The sequence below is a fragment of the Pseudomonas sp. XWY-1 genome, from assembly GCF_002953115.1.
In the GTDB taxonomy this organism is placed as follows: domain Bacteria; phylum Pseudomonadota; class Gammaproteobacteria; order Pseudomonadales; family Pseudomonadaceae; genus Aquipseudomonas; species Aquipseudomonas alloputida.
In genome coordinates, this window is record NZ_CP026332.1 from 2,369,912 (window position 1) to 2,390,344 (window position 20,433).

At 60.6% G+C, this 20,433-nt stretch carries 21 protein-coding genes; 10 read left to right on the top strand and 11 right to left on the bottom strand.

Going from position 1 to position 20,433, the window contains the following annotated elements; genetic code table 11:
- Positions 1 to 170 precede the first annotated feature (170 nt).
- Positions 171 to 1,505: a lysine N(6)-hydroxylase/L-ornithine N(5)-oxygenase family protein gene (locus PRJ_RS11090; RefSeq protein ID WP_010954626.1), complete on the bottom strand. Its 1,335-nt coding sequence runs from the start codon at positions 1,503 to 1,505 to the stop codon at positions 171 to 173.
- A 174-nt stretch (positions 1,506 to 1,679) separates the two neighbouring features.
- Here PRJ_RS11090 and PRJ_RS11095 point away from each other — a divergent pair, with 174 nt between their 5' ends.
- Positions 1,680 to 2,126, top strand: a complete 447-nt coding sequence (locus PRJ_RS11095; protein WP_104961393.1) for a hypothetical protein — start codon at positions 1,680 to 1,682, stop codon at positions 2,124 to 2,126.
- Between the two features lie 747 nt (positions 2,127 to 2,873).
- Here PRJ_RS11095 and pbpG read toward each other — a convergent pair.
- From pbpG to PRJ_RS11125, 3 genes are all read right to left on the bottom strand, one after another.
- On the bottom strand, positions 2,874 to 3,800 hold the full coding sequence (gene pbpG, locus PRJ_RS11105; RefSeq protein WP_104961394.1) for a D-alanyl-D-alanine endopeptidase: 927 nt from the start codon (positions 3,798 to 3,800) through the stop codon (positions 2,874 to 2,876).
- Between the two features lie 745 nt (positions 3,801 to 4,545).
- Entirely contained in the window at positions 4,546 to 5,031 is a 486-nt protein-coding gene (locus PRJ_RS11120; protein ID WP_104961396.1) for a GNAT family N-acetyltransferase, read from the bottom strand.
- Positions 5,032 to 5,391: 360 nt separating this feature from the next.
- Positions 5,392 to 6,066: a polysaccharide lyase family 7 protein gene (locus PRJ_RS11125; RefSeq protein ID WP_010954604.1), complete on the bottom strand. Its 675-nt coding sequence runs from the start codon at positions 6,064 to 6,066 to the stop codon at positions 5,392 to 5,394.
- Positions 6,067 to 6,300: 234 nt separating this feature from the next.
- Between PRJ_RS11125 and PRJ_RS11130 the strand changes: the two genes are divergently transcribed.
- Positions 6,301 to 6,624, top strand: coding sequence for a DUF1654 domain-containing protein (locus PRJ_RS11130; RefSeq protein WP_033726573.1), 324 nt, complete (start codon positions 6,301 to 6,303; stop codon positions 6,622 to 6,624).
- Between the two features lie 38 nt (positions 6,625 to 6,662).
- Here PRJ_RS11130 and PRJ_RS11135 read toward each other — a convergent pair whose 3' ends face one another.
- The gene (locus PRJ_RS11135) at positions 6,663 to 7,487 is read right to left on the bottom strand and encodes a S24 family peptidase (protein ID WP_104961397.1); all 825 of its coding nucleotides are present in this window, start codon (positions 7,485 to 7,487) and stop codon (positions 6,663 to 6,665) included.
- Between the two features lie 164 nt (positions 7,488 to 7,651).
- On the opposite strand from PRJ_RS11135, the gene PRJ_RS11140 reads away from it, so the two are divergent.
- Positions 7,652 to 7,966, top strand: coding sequence for a hypothetical protein (locus PRJ_RS11140; protein ID WP_014590512.1), 315 nt, complete (start codon positions 7,652 to 7,654; stop codon positions 7,964 to 7,966).
- A gap of 90 nt (positions 7,967 to 8,056) precedes the next feature.
- Here PRJ_RS11140 and PRJ_RS11145 read toward each other — a convergent pair whose 3' ends face one another.
- Both PRJ_RS11145 and PRJ_RS11150 read right to left on the bottom strand, forming a co-directional pair.
- Positions 8,057 to 8,239, bottom strand: coding sequence for a hypothetical protein (locus PRJ_RS11145; protein ID WP_010954600.1), 183 nt, complete (start codon positions 8,237 to 8,239; stop codon positions 8,057 to 8,059).
- Positions 8,240 to 8,333: 94 nt separating this feature from the next.
- Positions 8,334 to 8,687, bottom strand: a complete 354-nt coding sequence (locus PRJ_RS11150; protein ID WP_104961398.1) for a hypothetical protein — start codon at positions 8,685 to 8,687, stop codon at positions 8,334 to 8,336.
- A 161-nt stretch (positions 8,688 to 8,848) separates the two neighbouring features.
- Between PRJ_RS11150 and PRJ_RS11155 the strand changes: the two genes are divergently transcribed.
- Positions 8,849 to 9,670, top strand: coding sequence for a shikimate 5-dehydrogenase (locus PRJ_RS11155; protein WP_104961399.1), 822 nt, complete (start codon positions 8,849 to 8,851; stop codon positions 9,668 to 9,670).
- Between the two features lie 57 nt (positions 9,671 to 9,727).
- Here the strand turns inward: PRJ_RS11155 and PRJ_RS11160 are convergent, their stop codons facing one another.
- The 3 genes from PRJ_RS11160 to PRJ_RS11170 form a co-directional block, all read right to left on the bottom strand.
- Positions 9,728 to 9,970 (bottom strand): hypothetical protein, encoded by a 243-nt coding sequence (locus PRJ_RS11160; protein WP_003256190.1) that lies wholly within the window; start codon positions 9,968 to 9,970, stop codon positions 9,728 to 9,730.
- A 97-nt stretch (positions 9,971 to 10,067) separates the two neighbouring features.
- Positions 10,068 to 10,595: a lactoylglutathione lyase gene (gene gloA / locus PRJ_RS11165; RefSeq protein ID WP_104961400.1), complete on the bottom strand. Its 528-nt coding sequence runs from the start codon at positions 10,593 to 10,595 to the stop codon at positions 10,068 to 10,070.
- 224 nt (positions 10,596 to 10,819) lie between these two features.
- Complete coding sequence (locus tag PRJ_RS11170; protein ID WP_104961401.1) at positions 10,820 to 11,179, bottom strand: histone-like nucleoid-structuring protein, MvaT/MvaU family; 360 nt, start codon at positions 11,177 to 11,179, stop codon at positions 10,820 to 10,822.
- Between the two features lie 361 nt (positions 11,180 to 11,540).
- On the opposite strand from PRJ_RS11170, the gene PRJ_RS11175 reads away from it, so the two are divergent.
- Positions 11,541 to 12,830, top strand: a complete 1,290-nt coding sequence (locus tag PRJ_RS11175) for an OprD family porin (protein WP_104961402.1) — start codon at positions 11,541 to 11,543, stop codon at positions 12,828 to 12,830.
- A 67-nt stretch (positions 12,831 to 12,897) separates the two neighbouring features.
- Positions 12,898 to 13,647 carry a precorrin-6A synthase (deacetylating) gene (gene cobF / locus PRJ_RS11180; RefSeq protein ID WP_104961403.1) on the top strand — a complete coding sequence of 250 codons (750 nt, stop codon included), beginning with the start codon at positions 12,898 to 12,900 and terminating at the stop codon, positions 13,645 to 13,647.
- Positions 13,648 to 13,716: 69 nt separating this feature from the next.
- Here the strand turns inward: cobF and PRJ_RS11185 are convergent, their stop codons facing one another.
- Positions 13,717 to 14,067 carry a response regulator gene (locus PRJ_RS11185; RefSeq protein WP_104961404.1) on the bottom strand — a complete coding sequence of 117 codons (351 nt, stop codon included), beginning with the start codon at positions 14,065 to 14,067 and terminating at the stop codon, positions 13,717 to 13,719.
- A gap of 247 nt (positions 14,068 to 14,314) precedes the next feature.
- Here PRJ_RS11185 and PRJ_RS11190 point away from each other — a divergent pair, with 247 nt between their 5' ends.
- From PRJ_RS11190 to PRJ_RS11205, 4 genes are read left to right on the top strand one after another with little or no spacing between them, the layout of a single operon-like run.
- A complete protein-coding gene (locus PRJ_RS11190; protein WP_104961405.1) occupies positions 14,315 to 17,782 on the top strand; it encodes a response regulator in 3,468 nt (1,155 codons plus the stop codon).
- A complete protein-coding gene (locus PRJ_RS11195; RefSeq protein WP_010954591.1) occupies positions 17,779 to 18,600 on the top strand; it encodes a protein-glutamate O-methyltransferase CheR in 822 nt (273 codons plus the stop codon). The genes PRJ_RS11190 and PRJ_RS11195 overlap by 4 nt, the downstream gene beginning before the upstream one ends.
- Positions 18,597 to 19,172, top strand: coding sequence for a chemotaxis protein CheB (locus tag PRJ_RS11200; protein WP_010954590.1), 576 nt, complete (start codon positions 18,597 to 18,599; stop codon positions 19,170 to 19,172). Before PRJ_RS11195 ends, PRJ_RS11200 begins: the two co-directional genes overlap by 4 nt.
- Entirely contained in the window at positions 19,166 to 20,392 is a 1,227-nt protein-coding gene (locus tag PRJ_RS11205; RefSeq protein ID WP_104961406.1) for a hybrid sensor histidine kinase/response regulator, read from the top strand. Before PRJ_RS11200 ends, PRJ_RS11205 begins: the two co-directional genes overlap by 7 nt.
- The last annotated feature ends 41 nt before the right edge of the window (positions 20,393 to 20,433 follow it).

Genomic DNA, 20,433 nt, shown 5'->3' on the forward strand with positions numbered 1-20,433 from the left:
GGTCTTCTGCTATTGGTGGTCGAGCGTGTGCCAACCAAAGAGTGCTGTACTGATAAGGACGAATGAGAATTGAAAACCTGCAGGTTAAAATGAAACTAAATGTTTCAAAGCACAAAAACCGGACTGCGCACGAGGCATCAGTCCGGCCTTGATGGCGGGTTGCAGAGGGGTCAGGCGCGGGTCAGCGCCACTGCTGCTTGGGGTTTTTCGTGCAGCTGCTCCAGATCCTGGTACAGCGCTCGGCCAATTTCCGCAGCGCGGGTTGGCAGGACCGAAAGCAGGGTGTCACTCAGGCCGTGGCTGCTTTCGCAGAAGCCCTGCAGGTACACCGAGGCTTGCAAGTCAGGGCTGGCCAGTACGCGGTAGTTGCGGTCGACGCTGAAGTCCTCCAGGTAATCGGCCAGCGGCGCCAGCAATTCACGGTGCGAGCGGCGCTCGTAGCCGGTGGCGAGGATAACGGCATCGTAGCGGTGGGTTTGCTGCTGGCCGGTGGCGAGGTCGCGCAGGGTCAATTCCAGGCCTTCGCGGGTGGCCACCACTGCTTCCACCTGGCGCCGGCACAGCACATTGTGGCGGTGCTGATGGGCAACCTTCTGCCGGTAGAGGATGCCGTAGATGCGCTCGATCAGGTTGAGGTCGACCACCGAGTAGTTGGTGTTGTGGTATTCGCCCAGCAGTTTGCTGCGCTGGTCGGCCGGTTCGTTGTAGACCAGATCGGTATAGTCGGGCGAGAAGATCTCATTGACGAAGGGGCTGTCGTCGGCGGGCTTGAGGGCTGAGCCGCGCAGAATCATGTCGACCTTGACTGACGGATAGCTGTCGTTGAGGTCGATGAACGCCTCGGCGGCGCTTTGGCCTGAGCCGATCACGGCAATGCGCATGGGCTTGCCAGCCGTGCACGGCAGTTTGGTCAGGCTGCTCAGGTACTGCGAGTGGTGGAACACTCGCGGGTCGTCCTTGAAGGCGCCGAAGTTTTCCGGAATTTTCGGTGTGCCACCGCTGCCCACCACCACCGAGCGGGTGGGGCGGCTGTATTCGCGGCCTTGTCTGTCACGCGTGATCACGCACAGGTGTTGGACCCGGCCTGCATGCACGTGCGGTTCGATGCGCAACACTTCCTGCCCATACACCGCCTGGGAGGTGAAATGCTCGGCGGCCCAGCGCAGGTAGTCGTTGTACTCCAGGCGGCAGGGGTAGAAGGTGCCGAGGTTGATGAAGTCGGCCAGGCGCTGCTTCTGGTGCAGGTAGTTGACGAAACTGTACGGGCTGGTCGGGGTGCGCAGCGACACCAGGTCCTTGAGGAACGAGATCTGCAACTCGCTCTGGGTAGCCAAGGTCTCGCCGTGCCAGTGGTAGTCTTGCTGCTTGTCGATGAACAGTGCGTCGAGCGCATGGCCCCGGGATTCGGCGAGTTCTTCCAGGGCGATGGCCAAGGCCAGGTTGGAGGGGCCGAAGCCCACGCCGATCATGTCTTTGATGGTTTCCTGCTGTGAGGACTGGCTCATGGCTGCGATTCCCTGAATGGTCGAATATGGACGCCCGCCGGGGCTCCGGCTCCTGCGCAAGTACATGAGTTGGAACGAGCCAGCCGAGGGGGAATTTAAGCGGGCTAAAGAACAGCGTGAGGCGGCCGATGTGTTGGTTACGGCAAGGACCAATCTTTCAGGCAGGGAATCGACATGAGCGGCATCACGGCAAGCAACCTGATGATCAATGGTGTTTCAGCGCAGACGCTGAGCGCGAACGCAGCAACCGAGCGTGAACAGGCGAAACAGGCCGGTGAGGCGGTGGGGCCGTTGAGCATCAGCAGTGACAGCATGAAGGTGTCGGTGGGTAGCCAGGCGCAATCCACCGACGCTGAAGGCAGTGGCGAATCGGGGGCTGTGAGCGAACTGCGTCAGTTGATCAAGGATCTGCAGAAGCAACTGGCAGAAGAGCAGAAACAGCTGGCGGCATTGCAGAACAGCAAGATGGACGAGGCTGCCAAGGCGGCAGCGATAGGTGCCAAGCAGGCGAGCATTGCCACCCTCAACGGGCAGATCATGGCGGCCACGGCGCAGTTGCTGGAGCTGTTGCAGCAAGAGGGCGGCAGCAGTGCGGGCGGTATGGTCAGCGCTACGGCCTGACTGGACATGCACCGACCGCTGTAGGAGCGGGTTTACCCGCGAATGGGCCGGCCCTGCTGGCCAATTTCCACCCGCCGCTCACCGTTGCCGCCGCGACCGTATTCGCGGGTAAACCCGCTCCTACACATGCACAGACCGCTGTAGGAGCGGGTTTACCCGCGAATGGGCCAGGCCTGCTGGCCAATTTCCACCCGCGGTTCACTGTTGCTGCCGCTACCGTATTCGCGGGTAAACCCGCTCCTACACATGCACAGACCGCTGTAGGAGCGGGTTTGCCCGCGAATGGGCCGGCTCTGCTGGCCAATTTCCACCCGCCGTTCACGGTTGCCGCCGCGACCGTATTCGCGGGTAAACCCGCTCCTACACATGCACAGGCCGCTGTAGGAGCGGGTTTACCCGCGAATGGGCCGGCCCTGCTGGCCAATTTCCACCCGCCGTTCATCGTTGCCGCCGCGATCGTATTCGCGGGTAAACCCGCTCCTACACATGCACAGGCCGCTGTAGGAGCGGGTTTACCCGCGAATGGGCCGGCCCTGCTGGCCAATTTCCCCCCCGCCGTTCACCGTTGCCGCCGCGACCGTATTCGCGGGTAAACCCGCTCCTACACCTGATTGGGGGTGGATACACATTGGTGATTGGGCGCAGGCCGTCGTAGGCGCGGGTTTCCTCGCGAACACGGGCGAAGCCCGTGCTATCCACCGCGTTGTCTGTTTCGCCAACAAGCCCGCACGTTTCAGGATATGGCGGTCATTCGGCCGCCAACCGCCCCTTGTTCTGCCGGTCGGCCTTGTATTGCATGGCCACCGCCGGTGCCGGCTTGGCGCTACCGGTTTCCAGCCATTGACGCATGCGGCTGGCATCGGCGAAGTGGGTGTACTTGCCAAAGGCATCGAGAATGACCATGGCCACCGGGCGGTTGTCCATGCGGGTCAGCAGTACCAGGCAGTGCCCGGCCTCGTTGGTAAAGCCGGTCTTGGTCAGCTTGATATCCCAGTTGCTTTTGTTCACCAGGTGGTCGGTGTTACGGAAGCCCAGGGTGTAGTTGGGCTTGCGGAAGGCGACGGTCTTTTCGCGGGTGGTCGACAGCTCGCTCAGCATGGGGTACTTGCGCGAGGCCATCAGCAGCTTGGCCAGGTCGCGGGCAGTGGATACGTTCTGCGTCGACAGGCCGGTCGGCTCAACATAGCGGGTATGGGCCATTCCCAGGCTGCGGGCTTTGGCATTCATTGCCTTGATGAACGCCGGATAGCCGCCGGGGTAGGCGTTGGCCAGGCTGTTGGCCGCACGGTTTTCCGACGACATCAGGGTAATCAGCAGGGTTTCGCGGCGGTCTAGTTGGCTGCCCAGGCGCACGCGCGAGTACACGCCTTTCATTTCCGGGTTGTTGGCAATGGTCATGGTGAGCATTTCATCCATGGGCAGCTTGGCATCCAGCACCACCATCGCCGTCATCAGTTTGGTCACCGAAGCAATCGGCACCACGCGGTCGGCATGGCTTGAATACAGCTCCTTGTTGCTGTTCAGGTCGATCAGCAGAGCGCTGCCTGAAGCCAGATGCAGTTTGGATGGGTCACGTTGAACCTGGGCCGGGGGTTGTGCAGCAGCAGTCGACGGAAGGGTCGCGGTACCTGTGAGCAACAGCAGCAGGCTGAGGATAGACAGGGAAGTTTTCACGTTGAGGCTCACTAAAAGTTGGTATGTCGTTGGCTGTGCAAGGGTTTTCCCCCTAAAACCGTTGCATTTTGGAGTATGGCTGAATTGCTGTCGAATGCCTTATGCCTAAAGGGCGCAAAGTGAACGATATTTAATCCTGTACCAATTCTGTACCCATTACGTTCCTTTCCAGTTTCGCCAGTTCCGCCCAATCGTTGGCAGAATTCAGCCACTTGGCATAGGTCGAGAGAAGCACTTGCACCGAGTGCCCAAGCTGCCCAGCAATGAACGCTGGATTCATTCCTGCCATGAGGCACATCGTGGCATAAGTGTGGCCGGCAATTGTACTGAGGCCGGTGCCTGAGCCCCTTCGCTTCTAACGCTTGGTTGAAGAGCTTGTCGGCGGTTTCTGGCACGGTGATGTGTGGTGACGAGCCTGAGGGCTGGAAGATGAATGGCGACTCCGTCGAGACGCGGCGCTTCTGCTTCGAGCGGTATTGCGCGATTTCTTTGGCCCTGACCGGTGCGCCAAGAGCCCGGCTGTTCAACATTACTGTGCGGGTGTATTTCGTCTTGGTCCGCTCGACTGTCCTGAAGTCGGTGGTGAGTCAGTTCGGAGCCAAGGGGGCTACCTGGTGGCCATTGGAGCGTTCGGCTCGTTCGTCCTGGTGAAGCCAAGGCCGCCGGCCTGCCCCAAGGTTTGATTGTCGCGATCCTTCATGGCCACGCGCACGCCGAGACACACAGAATGGTCGCCAGGTGAAGATTACGAGATTTTTGCGCTAGCACTTGCCTGGAGTCGATAGCGAGTGAAGTAGGTGCCGTCGATTTCAACTTCTCCGTCGGGACGAAACCCTAAGCGAAGCACACCTTTGATTCGAGTTCTGGTTGGTGGGAGCAATATGGTAATTGACTCCAAGCCCAACTCTTGGAAAGCGCGCCGCACTATCTCATCGAATATCATTCTGCCAAGCCCCCAGTAATCTGGGTGAAGCACTAAAGCAAGATCAGCGTCACCGTCTTCATGCTGCAGGCCACCCCAGCCGGCGAATTCATCTTCCACGAAAAACGCCCAGGGACCATATCCATTAACAGCCCATTGGGCCTCTTTTTGAGCGACCCATGCCTTGCACTTGCTTTCGTCAAAGTCGGGACGCCCCAAGGGCATTTGGCTTAAGACATCGGGGTTGTTGTTGAGCGCGATGATGTCTTCGGTGGAAACGTCGCTGAGATGCCTGAAACGAAGCTGCATGATTGGCCTTTCGGGAGAGCTGATCTCAACCAATACCTTCAACGCGCTACCATTTCAAGGTGCAGGTGATCCATAAGCAGACCAATGCCGCCGGCTGACCTGCTCGAATCGCTCTGGCTCACGCTGCGCCCAACTACCGGTGTGTGGGACTGGGTCCAGAGTGAGATACTCTCCGGCAATGCCGTGCACCCCTGTAGCCGTGCCGTTTCGTCGTGTTTTCGAGCGGGATGCAGTGTAGCGGGGAGGGCTGGAAGGCCCGTAAACACGGGCTTTCCGGCGTTGGGTGTTTGCATGCCTGCAACAGCATCAGGGCTTTCGATATCAGGGCAGGGCATCAGGATGCCCTGCCGGCCTTCGCGTTCAGCGGTGGATGAGCGAGAGCTCGCTGATGATGCAGATCGAGCCGTCCTCGGCGGGCGTTGCGTCGGTGTAGTCGACCTGGTTGTAAACCCCGCCGTGGAACTCGAACAGGCGTGAAGCCCAGGTACTGTCGAGCTGCAAATCGCCCGACGAAGCGGATACCCCGTTGCATTCGGCCGTCACGGTTACCACGCCTTCAGACGTGGTGTGAATGCTGATGTTGAACGTCGCACCCAGTGGCACCCCCTTCAGGACTGTGGAATTCACCGGGTCGGTCTGGTTGAAGGTGCGCCGAAACCCCAGGGTGATGTTGCCCTTGTTCCAGAACACCTTTACCGGCGGGCCGTCGTCCCCGCGTACGTGCATCTGGGCGATGACCACCTTCTGCGCCGAGTTGACCTTGGTCAGCGTCATTGTCTGGCGATTCCAGTGATCCTGGGCGCTGGCCAGCGTCCAGTCTTGCGTTTCCGTCCATTCGCAGCGTGTCCTGTGGGTGCTTTTGCTCGAAGCCCCTTTGGTTGGGGCTGAGAACTGGATCGAGCCATCGCTGAGCACCGTCACGATGCTGGGAAAGCGGGCAATCGCTTCAGCACCGTTCAGCTCCAGAGCAACGGGGTTGGTTGAGGAGACGGCTACCGGCGTGGCGATGGTGAGGTGGCTGATATCTACGGCCATGGGGAACTCCTGGCGAAAAAGTTTGAGTGGCATAGCCGCCGTACAAGCGACGGCTGAATACAAAGTTAGCCTCAAGCTAAATCATGGTCAATAGCTTATGGCTAAATTAATTTCGCTTCACGGGAAATTACCTGCTGGCGAAATTTTTCCGCAGTGGGGGCTTTACGCAGGATTTGGCGGTGAGATAAGCTTTCGTCGAGTACTGTACGAATATACAGCTATCAGGATGAGAATATGGCTAGCCACATGAAGTCGGAAACCCAACAGCGCCAGGAAATGACCGGAATAGAGCGGCTTAGCCTGCGGGTATCGTCAATGATCAACCACCCGCTCGCACAGACGCAGCGCTGGGTAGTGGTGCACCGTCTGGATACAGACGGTGAAGCGGAATGGGAGGAGGTGATGGGCCAGCTGCTGGAAATGCCCGAGTTGCAGCTGACGTTCAATGATGACGCTAGCGTGACGGTGCGATGGGCGCGCAGTAGCGTGGAAGAGCGTGATGATTTTATCGTCGAGCGCGACTGCGAGGCTCAGGTCGAGGAGGCTGCACCGTTCTGAGCTTCAGCAAAAGCCCGCTGGTCAGGGTGGGCTTCGGTTTATACAAGGTGGGCATTCCACACCAGCAGGACCCTGGCCTGTATGTAGGTCTCTTCCCGACGAATCATACGGTCTTTGTGCCGCGAGTTGTCGGAGATCATTTCGAAGTGGTCCTCGTCCGCGATCTGTAGCCGCTTGATGTAGATGTGGTCGCCCCAGGAAAAGAAGTAGATACCATCGCCGACGAATTCGCGGATGCTGACGTCAACGATCAGCGGGTCGCGGTGCCTGATGGTCGGCTCCATCGACTGGCCCCAGCCGGTCACCATCTTCAGGTGATGGTGCTCGCTGAACGTTACGCCCAGTTCGCGCAGGTGGCTGGGGCTGACGCGAACGTCCTTGAACATCTCGGGGTAGTCGTGGGGGATCTGGCCGCCGCCCATGGCTGCCCGCACGTCATAGTGGGCGATCCACACTTCGTCACCGACCAGGCCGGGGCGCAGCGGCTCGGCTTCCAGCAGCGTGGCATCTGCAGGCTCTTGCGCCGCTGCCAGCAGCCTTTGCCGGGTTTCTTCGGAGATACCTTTGCCGCTTCGGGCAAGCATCTGTTTGACCAGGTCGGCTGCAGAGAGCTTGTTGTCACCTGGCTCGACAGCCGCTTGCATGTTTTCGCCTGGCGACAGCGCGTCGAACCAGCCCCGTGGCAAGCCTTCGATGCCCTCGATGCGACGGGCCACGTCATCGCCCAGGTTTTTCACGGTCTTGTCGGAAAGGATCTGGCTCAGGTGGGCAGGCGCCATCCCCCAGCGCTCTGCGCAGGTCCCCTTTCTCTGGCTGCCGATCAGTTTCACCAGGTTGTGCTTGCGAATTTGGTAGATGTCCATGGGGTGAAGCATGCCAGTGTTTAGCTTGCTGCTAAATGTGCGCATGGCTAAATCTGCTCTTGTCGTGTTGTTAGCTGTAGGCTAAATTAAGCGCGCAAACAAGGAAAGCCGACGAGACATTTTTCTTCAGGGCTGATCACATCATCATCTGTAATGAGGTTCACATGGATCCGACCGACCTCGGCCCGGGTACCGTCACTTGGCTGGGCGGTACGGGGACTGTATTGCTGGGTGCGTTTCTGTGGCTGCGTAAATGGTTGTCGAGGGATGCAGTCGACCGTGCGATGGACACCGCAGAAATTGCCGTCATCCGCCACCTGACAGAGCTGCTGGACATCGAACGGGATGCTCGAAGGGAGGCGCAGGCAAAAGCTGATCTGCTCACCAAGGAGCGAAACGAGCTGGTGATGACCGTAGGCCGGCTGCAAGGCAAGGTCATGGTGCTGACCAGTAAGCTGGGCAGTAGCGGGCAAACATGAGGTGGCAGCCCGGGCAATCCGTGAAGAAAAAAAAGCCCGCCAAATTGGCGGGCAACAAGGGCGTAGGGAGCAACGCACAACAAATTCGGTTCAGGCAACCAAAGTGCCTGGTTGCAACTGTTCGGCCAGTGCCTGGGCTGAGGCGCGGGTCGGCATCGGGCCGCTCACGGCTTCGCCGTTGCGAACCAGGTACCAGCACGCCAGCAGGCCCTGCTCACGCAGTGAGGCGGGAACGGCGCTACCGACAACGGACATGATCTGGATAGTGGCCATGGGGACCTCCTTTAAAACATGGCTCTACCATACGCAGCAGCCGGATCTGTTTGAAATCAACTTCCTCGATAGTGATCATTGGTCCTGTCAACCTTTACCAGCGCGGTGGCCCGTAATACACCGGTGGCGGCCCATAATAGGTGCGGTAGCCCGGTGGCGGCGGGGGAGGCGCGTAGTAGGGCTGGTAGTACATCGGCTGTGGAGGCGGTTGTACGTACACCGGCGGCGGCGCGTAATAGACCGGCTGGCGCTCGACATACACCGTACGGTCATGGCCGCCATAAACCGTCGCCCCCACCACGGCGCCGACCACTGCCGCACCTAGAAGTGGCCCCGGCCCATACCAACCACCGTGCCCATGGCCGCCATAGCCGCCGTGCGCTGCTGCAGGCCCGCTGATGGCCAGGGCACCGACCAGCAGGACGATTCCGGGAATGAGACGGTTCATAAAACAACCTCGCAGGAAAACCCCACGTCCGGGGCCCTGTTACTATGACTCCGGTCTCTGTCAGCTGAGCACAGGGGAACGGTAAAGGTTGTGTAAGGGACGACCAGTGGCTGACTCTGTTACGCTGAATAAACGTTTCAGTCATGACCAAGGAACCTGTTATGCCGACAACTCCCAGCCGGGACACCGTGCTTTGCATCTCTCTGGCCGGTCGCCCCGGCACCTTCGGCGTGCGCTTTCACAACCACCTGTACCAGCAGTTGGGCCTGGACTTCTACTACAAGGCCATGCGTACCGATGACCTGCCGGCGGCGGTGGCAGGGATCCGCGCCCTGGGTATTCGCGGCTGCGGGGTGTCGATGCCGTACAAGGAAGCCTGCATGGCCTTGGTCGACGAAATCGATCCCTCGGCGGCGGCCATCGAGTCGGTCAATACCCTTGTCAATTGCAATGGCCACCTCAAGGCTTACAACACCGATTACCTGGCCGTGCGCCAATTGCTGGCTCAGCATCAGGTCGATCCGGGCACGGCCTTTGCCATGCGAGGCAGCGGGGGCATGGCCAAGGCCGTGGCCAGCGCCTTGCGCGATGCCGGGTTTGCCGAAGGCATCATCGTTGCACGCAACGAGCAGGCCGGGCGTCAGTTGGCGGATGTCTGTGGTTATCGCTGGGTGCCTGAGCCAGGCGACATTTGCCCGCCCATGCTGGTGAACGTGACGCCGATCGGTATGGCAGGCGGGCTGGAGGCAGAAGAGCTGGCGTTTCCCGAGCACGCCATCGCGGCGGCGGAACGGGTGTTCGATGTGGTGGCGATGCCGGCGCAGACGCCGTTGATTCGCCGGGCTCAGGCGTTGGGCAAGCCGGTGATCACTGGGCTGGAGGTCATTGCGCTGCAGGCGCTGGAACAGTTCGTGTTGTACACCGGGGTAAGGCCGACGCAGGAGCAGGTGGATGCGGCGGTGGCATACGCGCGGGCTACCTAGTTAATACTACCCCCCTTCGCAGCTCCGGCGGCGAAGGGGGGTACAGGCGAAACCGGATCAGAACACCTCGTGCCCGTTATCCAGCTGTTTGTCGACCAGTGCGCGGCCATGGGCCAGCGACACACGCTGCGCATTTTCAAGGTCGGAGAAGAATTGCATGGGCATCGACATACGCTTGCTGGTGTGCCCGTCAGGTGCCGTGATCAGGCAGCCGGCGGCATAGGGCAGGGGTGAGTCGGGATGGGGCATCACGCTGGCAGTGATGGTGTGCTCGCGGTATTCACAGTGAAGAGATTGCATCGTCCTTACCTCGCTGTGGTATGTGAAGCAGTTACCTTCATATACCACAGCAAGAGGCCGGGAGTTCCCGGCCTGACGAGCGCGCCGCGACGAACGCTTAGCCTTCGAGCTCGGTTGGCTGGATCACTTCGATCCAATAACCGTCCGGGTCCTTGACGAAGGCCAGATGGTTCATGCGGCCGTCCTGCAGGCGTTTCTGGAACGGCACTTCCAGTTCCTCGAAGCGCGCGCAAGCGGCGCGGACGTCGGGTACCGAAATGCAGATGTGGCCAAAGCCGCGTGGGTCGGTGTTGCCATTGTGGTAGGCGAAATCGGCATCGTTTTCGGTGCCATGGTTGTGGGTCAGCTCCAGCACGCCAGGGATCGACTTCATCCACTGGTGGCGGGCGTTGTCATCAGCGGGGATCTGGGCAGGGTCGACCAGGGCCAGGAAGTACAGGCTGAAAGCGGCTTCAGGGAAGTCACGCTTGTCCACCAGGCGGAAGCCCAGCACGCGGGTGTAGAAGTCCAGCGACCTCTCGATGTCCTTGACCCGCAGCATGGTGTGGTTGAAGACGAACTGGGCGGTGGCGGCGTCAGGTTGCGCGGTGACGCCAGGCAGGGTTTGCAGATCGTGCAGGCTCATGGGAACTCCTGAGACGGGGCCGGGCGCAGGGCGCCGGCAAAACAGACAGGCTGGCCATGATACGGCAGTGCGCCGATTGCGCAAATGAAAGCGCCCTGCAAAGGCAGGGCGCTGAAATTAGAGGCCCGCATGTGCGGGCGCGTGATGGGGTCGCTAGTCCTTTAGCTGTTTCGATACTGAGCCAGTCCTTGTGAAAAAAGTGTGAAGCCTATGTGGGCATTTCATCAGCGTACCCAGCTTTCTACCGTGGCGGCCCCATACTGTTCTTTCCAGGCCTTGAGGCCACGGTGGTTGCCGCCTTTGGTCTCGATGCGTTCGCCGGTGTGCGGGTTCTGATAGACCTTGACCACCCGCGGGCGGCGTTGTTGCTTGGGGGGTGTGCTGGAAGCGCGGGCCACAGCCTTCGGGTCGAGGATGGCGATGATATCGCGCAGGCTCTTGTCATAGCTTCTCATCAGGCCGACTAGTTTCTGCTCGAATTCGATTTCGCGTTTGAGGCCGGCATCCTTTTTCAACGCTTCCAGTTGCGCCATCTGTTCCTGGAGCGCTTTTTCGGCAGCACGAAACTCTGCAAGTCTGGACACTGTAATCACTCCTGTACGTCGGTCGTGGCAGGGCGTGACGAACATTGAAGACGCGTAAAAACGCCGGCCACGCAGTTGGGTTTCACTGTTCGCTGATATCGAGTGTAGTCATTCATGGCTACTGGGTAAACTGCTAACTTTTTGCAAGTAAGGCGGGAACTTTCCTAGTTTTGCGCGCGGTATTTTCCGATTTTTCTGCGGTTGCACGACAGAGGGCCTAGACCATGGTCCAATGGCCCGCGCCAGAGCCTTTGCGCGATCATTTCAGATGATGGCCGACTTATGTTCGGACCTGCCGCAGTACCGTGGCCAACACGTGCCACAGGTTGTTAACTCGTCTTCATTCTGGATGTTTCCTCGCATGTTTTCCCCTTTCCCCCTCGCCCCTGGGCGCCGTGTTACCGGCCTGTTTCTATTGTGTGCCGGTGTCAACGCCCAGGCTGCCGGGTTTCTTGAAGACGCCAGTGCCAAGATCGAAGCACGCAATGTCTATTTCAACCGCGATTTCCGGGACGGTTACAGCAGTTTCAGCCAGGGCGCATCCAAGCGCGAAGAGTGGGCACAAGGCTTTATCCTCAATGTGCAATCGGGTTATACGCAAGGCCCGGTAGGTGTTGGTGTGGATGCACTGGGCATGTTCGGCTTCAAACTGGATTCCAGCCCGGCCGACAGCAACAGTGGATTGCTGCCCTCGTCTGGCCACGACCCCCGGCACTCGGCCGACCAGTATGCGAAGATGGGCCTGGCGGCCAAGGTCAAGGTGTCCAATACCGTGCTCAAGTATGGTTCGATGATGCCGGATGTGCCGTTGCTCAAGTACAACGATGGCCGTCTGCTGCCGACCCTGTTCCATGGGGCCATGCTCACCTCTGAAGAACTGCACGACCTGAAGTTCACCCTGGCTCGCCTGGACAAATACACCGCTCGGGATTCCACCGACCGCCAGGACATCCGCGTGCACTGCAAGAACAAGCGTTATGCCTGCGATACAGAAGCCGACCACTTCGACCTGGCCGGTGTCGACTACCGTTTCAACGAGCGTTTCAGCGCGCAGTACCAAGTGGCCAAGCTGGAGAATATCTACCGCCAGCACTTCCTCGGCCTGGTGGCCAGTCAGCCGCTGTCGGTGGGCAGCCTGTCGGCTGACATGCGCCTGATCAAGAGTGATGACATCGGCAATGCCCGTGCGGGCGAAATCGACCATCGCGCCTTCAGTGGCATGCTTGGCTACAGCCTCGGTGGCCACAAGCTCAGCGCCGGCTGGCAGCGCATGTATGGCAACAGTGCCATGCCGTACCTGGATGGCAGCAACCCGTACTTGGTCAACTACGCCCAGGTCAATGATTTCGCCGCTGCACAGGAGCGCTCCTGGCAAGTGCGCTATGACTACGACTTCAAGGCGCTGGGTGTACCCGGCCTGACCTTCTTCACCCGTTATATCAACGGCGACAATATCAAGGTGCCGGGCAGCAGTGTCGAAGGCAAGGAGTGGGAACGCGACACCGAGTTCAAATACCAGGTGCAAAGTGGCACCTTCAAGGATGTCAGCGTACGCCTGCGTAATTCCACTTACCGCAGCAACTATGAACGGTGGGCGCGTGACATGGATGAGACGCGGGTCATTGTCAGCTACAACTTCTCGATCTTCTAAGCAGCTGCTTTGCCAAATACCGGTAACCGCCTGACAATGGTGGCGGGTTCCCGCAAAGGGCAGGGCAATGAAAGACCTGTTGTTGATCGGTATCGGCGCGGGTGACCCGCGCCAGGTCACCTATGAAGCGGTCGATGCGCTGCGCAGTGCCAGCGTGTTCTTCGTGCTCGACAAGGGCGACGACAAAGATGAACTGGTGCGCCTGCGCAAGTCCATTCTGCAGCGCTATCGCCCCGAAGGTGGTTATCGCCTGGTGCCGGTGGTCGACCCGTTGCGCGATGCGCAGGCGCAAGACTACCTGGGCGCGGTGCAGAACTGGCACCGGCAGCGTGCTGCGCTGTATGCGCGCCTGATCGAGGAGGAAATTGGCGACGGTGAAACAGGTGCCTTCCTGCTGTGGGGCGAGCCCACCCTCTACGACAGCACCCTGCGCATACTTGACCTGGTTCGCGACCAGGGCGTGACGCTGCGCTTGCAGGTCATCCCTGGCATCAGCAGTGTGCAGGCGCTGGCGGCGCGGCACCAGGTGCCGCTCAACCGCATCGGCGAGCCCCTGACCGTGCTGCCGGGGCGACGCCTGGCCGAGCAGGGGGCTGTCGACAATGTGGTGGTGATGCTCGACGGGCAGTGCGCCTTTGCCGGGCTCGATGACCCGGCGTTGACCATCTACTGGGGCGCGTACCTGGGGACCGAGGATGAAGTGCTGATTGCCGGGCCGTTGCAGGCGGTGAAGGCGCAGATACTGGAAGTGCGCGAGCGGGAGCGGGCGCGCAAGGGGTGGATCATGGATACCTATCTGCTGCGCAGAGAGCTGTGAGGCGGGTTGCCTGTGTCGGCCTCTTCGCGGGCAAGCCCGCGCCTACGAGCGAAACAGGCGCCGCCGTGCTCAAGGGGTACCCAGAATACCCACCACCGTGTCCCGCAACTGGTCGATGCTGAACGGCTTGCCGATCAGGTGCATGCCCTCCGGCACATTGAAACTGTCGGCGTAGCCGCTGGCGAACAGCACCGGTAACAGTGGCCGCAGTTCGCGCGCTTTTCCCGCCAGCTCCTCACCTCGTATGTCCGGTAGACCCACGTCGGTCATCATCAGTGCCAGTGCCTGGCTGGGGTCTTCAAGTACACGCAGGGCGGCTGTGGCGTCTTCTGCCTCGATGACCTTGTAGCCCAAGTCGTCGAGCACTTCGACCATCAGCATGCGTACGATGTCGTCGTCTTCGACTACCAGAAGGTGCATGGTTCAAATCCTGTACAAATGAGTGTCTTTAATCTGTGTACCGCGCGGCATCAGAAGTTCCCGAGGATACCGCTCCATGCAAATAGATGGAACGATTGCCGAACGCTACCTTCAAATACTGGCTCAATGCCCTGCCAGACCCGTCAAAGCTGGTTAGACTCGCATATCAGGACAGGCAGTGGCAGATAACAACAACGACGGATCGGCCACTCTTTTCAATGGACTTTTCTAGCTCGGGCGTTTTCTCATGATTCAAGCAGCCTCGATGGACCAGCGAAGCTTTCGCAAGCTGTTGAGCCGCAACATCGGCCTCCCCCTGGGGGTTGGCCTGCTGGGGGCCGTGGCCTTCGTTGCGGTGATCAATTACCTGCTTTCGGCCATGCAGTGGGTCGAGCACACCGACCGGGTGATCGGCAATGCCAACGAAGCGGTCAAGCTGTCGATCGACATGGAAACGGGCATGCGCGGCTTCCTGATCACGGGCGACGAGCGCTTCCTTGACCCCTACGAGGTGGCCAAGCCACGTATTCTCGGCAGCCTGCAAAGCCTGCGCAGCATGGTCGAGGACAATCCGCAGCAGGTTGACCGTATTGACCGGCTGATGGCCTTGCAGCAGGCCTGGAACGACTTCGGTAACGAGATGATCAGCCTGCGCCGCAGCCAGGGCGATTACCAGGCCTCGATCGGCAATGGCCGGGGCAAGCGCATCACCGATGAAATCCGCAAGGAGTTCGATGACCTGATCATTACCGAACAACAATTGCGCATGGCCCGTAACGAAAAAGTCAGTACCGTCACCGTGACGGCGATTTCGGCGTTCGTGCTGTTCATTGTCGGCCTCAGTGCATTGCTGGCCTACCTGGGCCGTCGTGACCTGCTGGCACTTTCGGCCAACTACGCTGAAAACCTGCAAGCCCAGCAACGCTCGGCACAGCGCCTGGAGCACCAGGCCTGGCTACGCAACGGCCAGACCCAGCTGGCGCAGCAGGTGCTCGGGCAGCTGACCTTGCCCATGCTTGGCGAGAACATCCTGCGCTTCTTTGCCTCTTATCTGGGCAGCGTGGTGGGCGCCGTGTACGTGCGCGACGAGCATGGCCGGCTGGTGCGCGTGGCCTGTTATGGCCTGAGTACCGAAGAGCAGGCCCGCGAGCAGATCGAGTCGGACCACCATGGCCTGTTGGCCCAGGCGGTCCGCGAAGGCCGCTTGCTGCGCCTGGAGGAACTGCCCGAAGATTTCTATCGCCTCAGTTCCGGCCTGGGCAGCGGCTTGCCGCGCAGCGCACTGCTGATGCCGGCGACTGAAGACGGGCAGATCAACGGGGTGATCGAGCTGGGTTTCCTGCGCCCCTTGCAAGAACGGGATGAAGAGCTGCTGGAGCGGGTCGGCGGCAACCTGGGTATGTCCATCGAGAGTGCACGTTATCGTCAGCGCCTGCAGGAAGTGCTGGCCGAAACCCAGCAACTCAATGAAGAGCTGCAGGTGCAGCAGGAAGAGCTCAAGACTGCCAACGAAGAGCTCGAAGAGCAGTCACGGGTGCTCAAGGAGTCTCAGGCCCATCTGGAAACCCAGCAGGCCGAACTCGAGCAGACCAACGAGCAGTTGTCGGAACGCACCGAAGCGCTGGACCGCAAGAACGATGAACTGAGCCAGGCGCAGCTGGAGCTGCAGGCCCGTGCCGACGACCTGCAGCGATCGAGCAAGTACAAGTCCGAATTCCTCGCCAACATGTCCCATGAGCTGCGCACGCCGCTCAACAGCTCGCTGATTCTGGCCAAGCTGTTGGCGGAAAACGCTGAAGGCAACCTCAGCGAGGAGCAGGTCAAGTTCGCCGAATCCATCTACTCGGCCGGCAACGATCTGCTCAACCTGATCAACGACATTCTCGATATCGCCAAGGTCGAGGCCGGCAAGCTTGAAGTACGGCCCGAAACCACCCAGGTCGAGCGCCTGGTCGAAGGCTTGCGCGGCATGTTCCAGCCGCTTGCCGGTCACAAGGGGCTGGCCTTCGAGGTCAAGGTCGAGCCGCAGGTACCGGTCACGCTGTTCACCGACCGTCAGCGCCTGGAGCAGATCCTCAAGAACCTGTTGTCCAACGCCATCAAGTTCACCGAGCGTGGCCAGGTCAGCATTAACGTCAGCTTCCAGGCTGACAGCGGTATCGTGTTCGCAGTCCGTGACACCGGCATCGGCATTGCGGCCGATCAGCAGCAGGCGATCTTCGGCGCCTTCCACCAGGTCGATGGCACCAGCAATCGCCGTTATGGTGGCACTGGCCTGGGTCTGTCGATCTCCCGTGACCTGGCGCATTTGCTCGGAGGCCAGATCAATGTCGACAGCAGCCCCGGGCAAGGCAGCGTGTTCAGCCTGATTCTGCCGGAGCGCTATGCCGCCGAGGCCGAAGACGTCGAACCGCAAAGCCTGCGCCCGGCCGTCGATGCGTTGCCGCCTGCACCGCAAGCGCCGCTGGCCGCCGCTGTCACGCGCCCGGCGCCGGCCTTTGCCGACGACCGCGAGCGGGCCCCTTTCGATACCCGCTGCATTCTGGTGATCGAAGACGAGCCCAACTTTGCCCGCATCCTCTTCGACCTGGCCCATGAGCTGGGCTATAGCTGCCTGGTGGCCCATGGCGCCGACGAAGGCTTCGAGCTGGCAGCCCAGTACATTCCGGATGCGATCCTGCTGGACATGCGCCTGCCCGACCACTCGGGCCTGACCGTCCTGCAGCGCCTCAAGGAGCAGGCCAGCACCCGCCATATCCCGGTGCACATCATTTCGGTGGAAGACCGCGTCGAGGCGGCCATGCACATGGGGGCGGTGGGGTATGCGGTCAAACCCACCAGCCGCGAGGAGCTCAAGGAGGTGTTCGCTCGCCTGGAAGCCAAGCTCACGCAAAAGCTCAAGCACATCCTGCTGGTGGAAGACGACGACCTGCAGCGCGAGAGCATCGCCCGGCTGATCGGCGACGACGATGTCGAGATCACGGCCGTCGCCATGGCCCAGGATGCACTGGCGCTGTTGCGCCAGAACATCTACGACTGCATGATCATCGACCTCAAGCTGCCAGACATGCTCGGCAACGAGCTGCTCAAGCGCATGACCGCCGAGGATATCCGCGCCTTCCCACCGGTGATCGTGTATACCGGCCGCAACCTCACCCGCGAGGAAGAAGCCGACCTGCTCAAGTATTCACGCTCGATCATCATCAAGGGCGCACGTTCGCCGGAGCGCCTGCTGGACGAAGTGACGCTGTTCCTGCACAAGGTCGAATCGCAGCTGTCCAACGAGCGTCAGCGCATGCTCAAGACCGCGCGCAGCCGCGACAAGGTGTTCGAGGGCCGCAAGGTGCTGCTGGTGGACGACGATGTGCGTAATATCTTCGCCCTGACCAGCGCCCTGGAGCACAAGGGCGCCATTGTCGAAATCGGCCGCAACGGGCGCGAAGCCATCGAGCGCCTGGAGCAGCACGACGACATCGACCTGGTGCTGATGGACGTGATGATGCCGGAGATGGACGGCTTCGAGGCCACCCGCCTGATCCGCCAGCAACCGCGCTGGCGCAAACTGCCGATCATCGCCGTGACCGCCAAGGCCATGAAGGATGACCAGCAGCGTTGCCTGCAAGCCGGTGCCAATGATTACCTGGCCAAGCCGATCGACCTGGACCGCCTGTTCTCGTTGATCCGTGTCTGGCTGCCGCAACTGGAGCGAATTTGACTAGCGAACGCAACACCGACATCGAGATCCGACTGCTGATCGAGGCGATCTACCTCAAGTACAGCTACGATTTCCGCAATTATTCCGGCGCTTCGATCAAGCGCCGGATTCTCCACGCGCTGCGTCAGTTCGATTGCCTGACGGTGTCTGCGTTGCAGGAGCGCGTCCTGCACGACCCGGGCATGTTCATGCAGTTGCTGCAGTACCTGACGATCCCGGTCAGCGAGATGTTCCGTGACCCTGACCACTTCCTTGCCGTGCGCAACGAAGTGGTGCCGCTGCTGCGCACCTGGCCGTCGATCAAAGTCTGGATCGCGGGCTGCAGCACGGGGGAGGAGGTGTATTCCATGGCCATCCTGTTGCGTGAGGAAGGGCTGCTTGAACGCACCATCATCTACGCCACCGACATCAACCCGCATTCGCTGGACAGGGCCAAGCAGGGCATCTACTCGATGCAGAGCATGCGCGAGTACGAGGAAAACTACCGCCTGGCCGGTGGCCGCCGTGACTTCGCCGAGTACTACACCGCCGCCTATGGCAACGCCATCATGGACAGCAGCCTGCGCGACAACGTGACCTTCGCCGACCACAGCCTGGCCACCGACAGCGTGTTCTCCGAGACCCAGTTGGTGTCGTGCCGCAATGTGCTGATCTACTTCAACAAGGACCTGCAGGATCGGGCGCTGGGCCTGTTCCATGAGTCGCTCTGCCACCGCGGTTTCCTGGTGTTGGGTAGCAAGGAGTCGGTGGACTTTTCGGCCTACAGCGACCGTTTCGAGCCGCTGGTCAAGCCCCAACGGATCTTCCGTAAATCATGAGCGGCGTACGCGCAGTGGTGATCGGCGCCTCGGCCGGTGGCGTGGCGGCATTGTTCCAGGTGCTCGGCACGTTGCCATCGGCGTTCGCCATACCGGTGCTCTGCGTGCTGCACCTGCCGGACGACCGCCACAGCCAACTGGCTGGCGTGCTGCAGCGGCGGCTGCATCGGCCGGTGTGCGAGGCACGTGACAAGGAGAGCATCAGCAGCGGGCAGATCTATGTGGCGGGGCCGGGTTACCACTTGTCGGTGGAGCGCGACCTGACGCTGTCGCTGAGCCAGGAAGAACCCGTGCACTTCTCGCGCCCGGCGATCGATTTCCTGTTCATCTCGGCGGCCGATGCCTATGGCGATGGCCTGCTGGGTGTGCTGCTCACCGGGGCCAACGAAGACGGCGCCAGGGGCCTTGCCTACATCAAGAACAATGGGGGGCGCACGATCGTCCAGGACCCTCGTGACGCACAGGTTGCCCTGATGCCGGAGGCCGCCCTGGCCCTGCACCAGCCCGACCATATCCTTACTCTGAGCGGTATCGGGCAGTTGCTCGCGACCCTGGAATACAGCGCATGCTAAGCCACACTACCGCCAAACTGCTGATTGTCGACGACTTGCCGGAAAACCTGCTGGCGCTCGATGCCCTGATCCAGGGTGAGGACCGCGAGGTGCACCAGGCACAGTCTGCCGAGGCTGCCTTGTCGTTGCTGCTCGAGCACGAGTTCGCACTGGCCATTCTCGATGTGCAGATGCCGGGCATGAACGGTTTCGAACTGGCCGAGCTGATGCGCGGTACCGACAAGACCAAGCACATCCCGATCGTCTTCGTCAGCGCGGCGGGCCGCGAGATGAATTATGCCTTCAAGGGCTACGAGAGCGGGGCCGTGGACTTTCTGCACAAGCCGCTCGACACCCTGGCGGTAAAAAGCAAGGTCTCGGTGTTCGTCGACCTGTTCCGCCAGCGCAAGGTGCTTGGCCGACAGCTGGAAGCCCTGGAGCAGAGCCGCCAGGAACAGGAGCTGCTGCTCAGCCAGCTGCAGGTGGCACGGTGTGAGCTGGAGCACGCCGTGCGCATGCGTGACGACTTCATGTCGATCGTCTCCCACGAGGTGCGTACGCCGCTCAATGGCCTGATCCTGGAAACCCAGTTGCGCAAGATGCACCTGGCTCGGGGCAACCTGGACGCGTTCAGTGTCGACAAGCTGCAGGCCATGGTCGAGCGCGACGAACGGCAGATCAACAGTCTGATCCGGTTGGTCGAGGACATGCTCGATGTTTCGCGCATCCGGACCGGTAAACTGTCGCTGCGGCCCAAACTGTTTGACCTGGGCCAACTGGTGCGTGGGCTGGTGGAAAACTTCACGGCGCAGGCCATGGCCCTGGAAACACACATCGAATTGCAGCGTTGCGAAGCGCTGGAGGGGGAGTGGGACGAATTCCGGATTGAACAAGTAGTGGCCAACCTGTTGTCCAATGCAATGCGTTACGGCGAGCGCAATCCGGTGCAGGTGCGGGTGTTCGAGCAGGGCGGCATGGCCTGGGTGCAGGTGCAGGATCACGGTATCGGTATCAGCGCCGCCAACCAGCAGCGGATCTTCCAGCAGTTCGAGCGGGTCGCTGCCCAGCAGGCCAGCGGAGGTCTGGGCTTGGGGCTGTACATCTCCGAGCAGATCGTCCAGGCGCACGGTGGCCGGATACAGGTTGAAAGCGAGGAGGGCAAGGGTGCCACATTCACCCTGCAATTGCCGCTGGCAACATTCAAAGAACAAAACGACCAGGCGCGGGCAACCTCTGTGTAAGCCTGGGGTCTGATGGCCAACTGTAAGTATTTCAAGGCGTT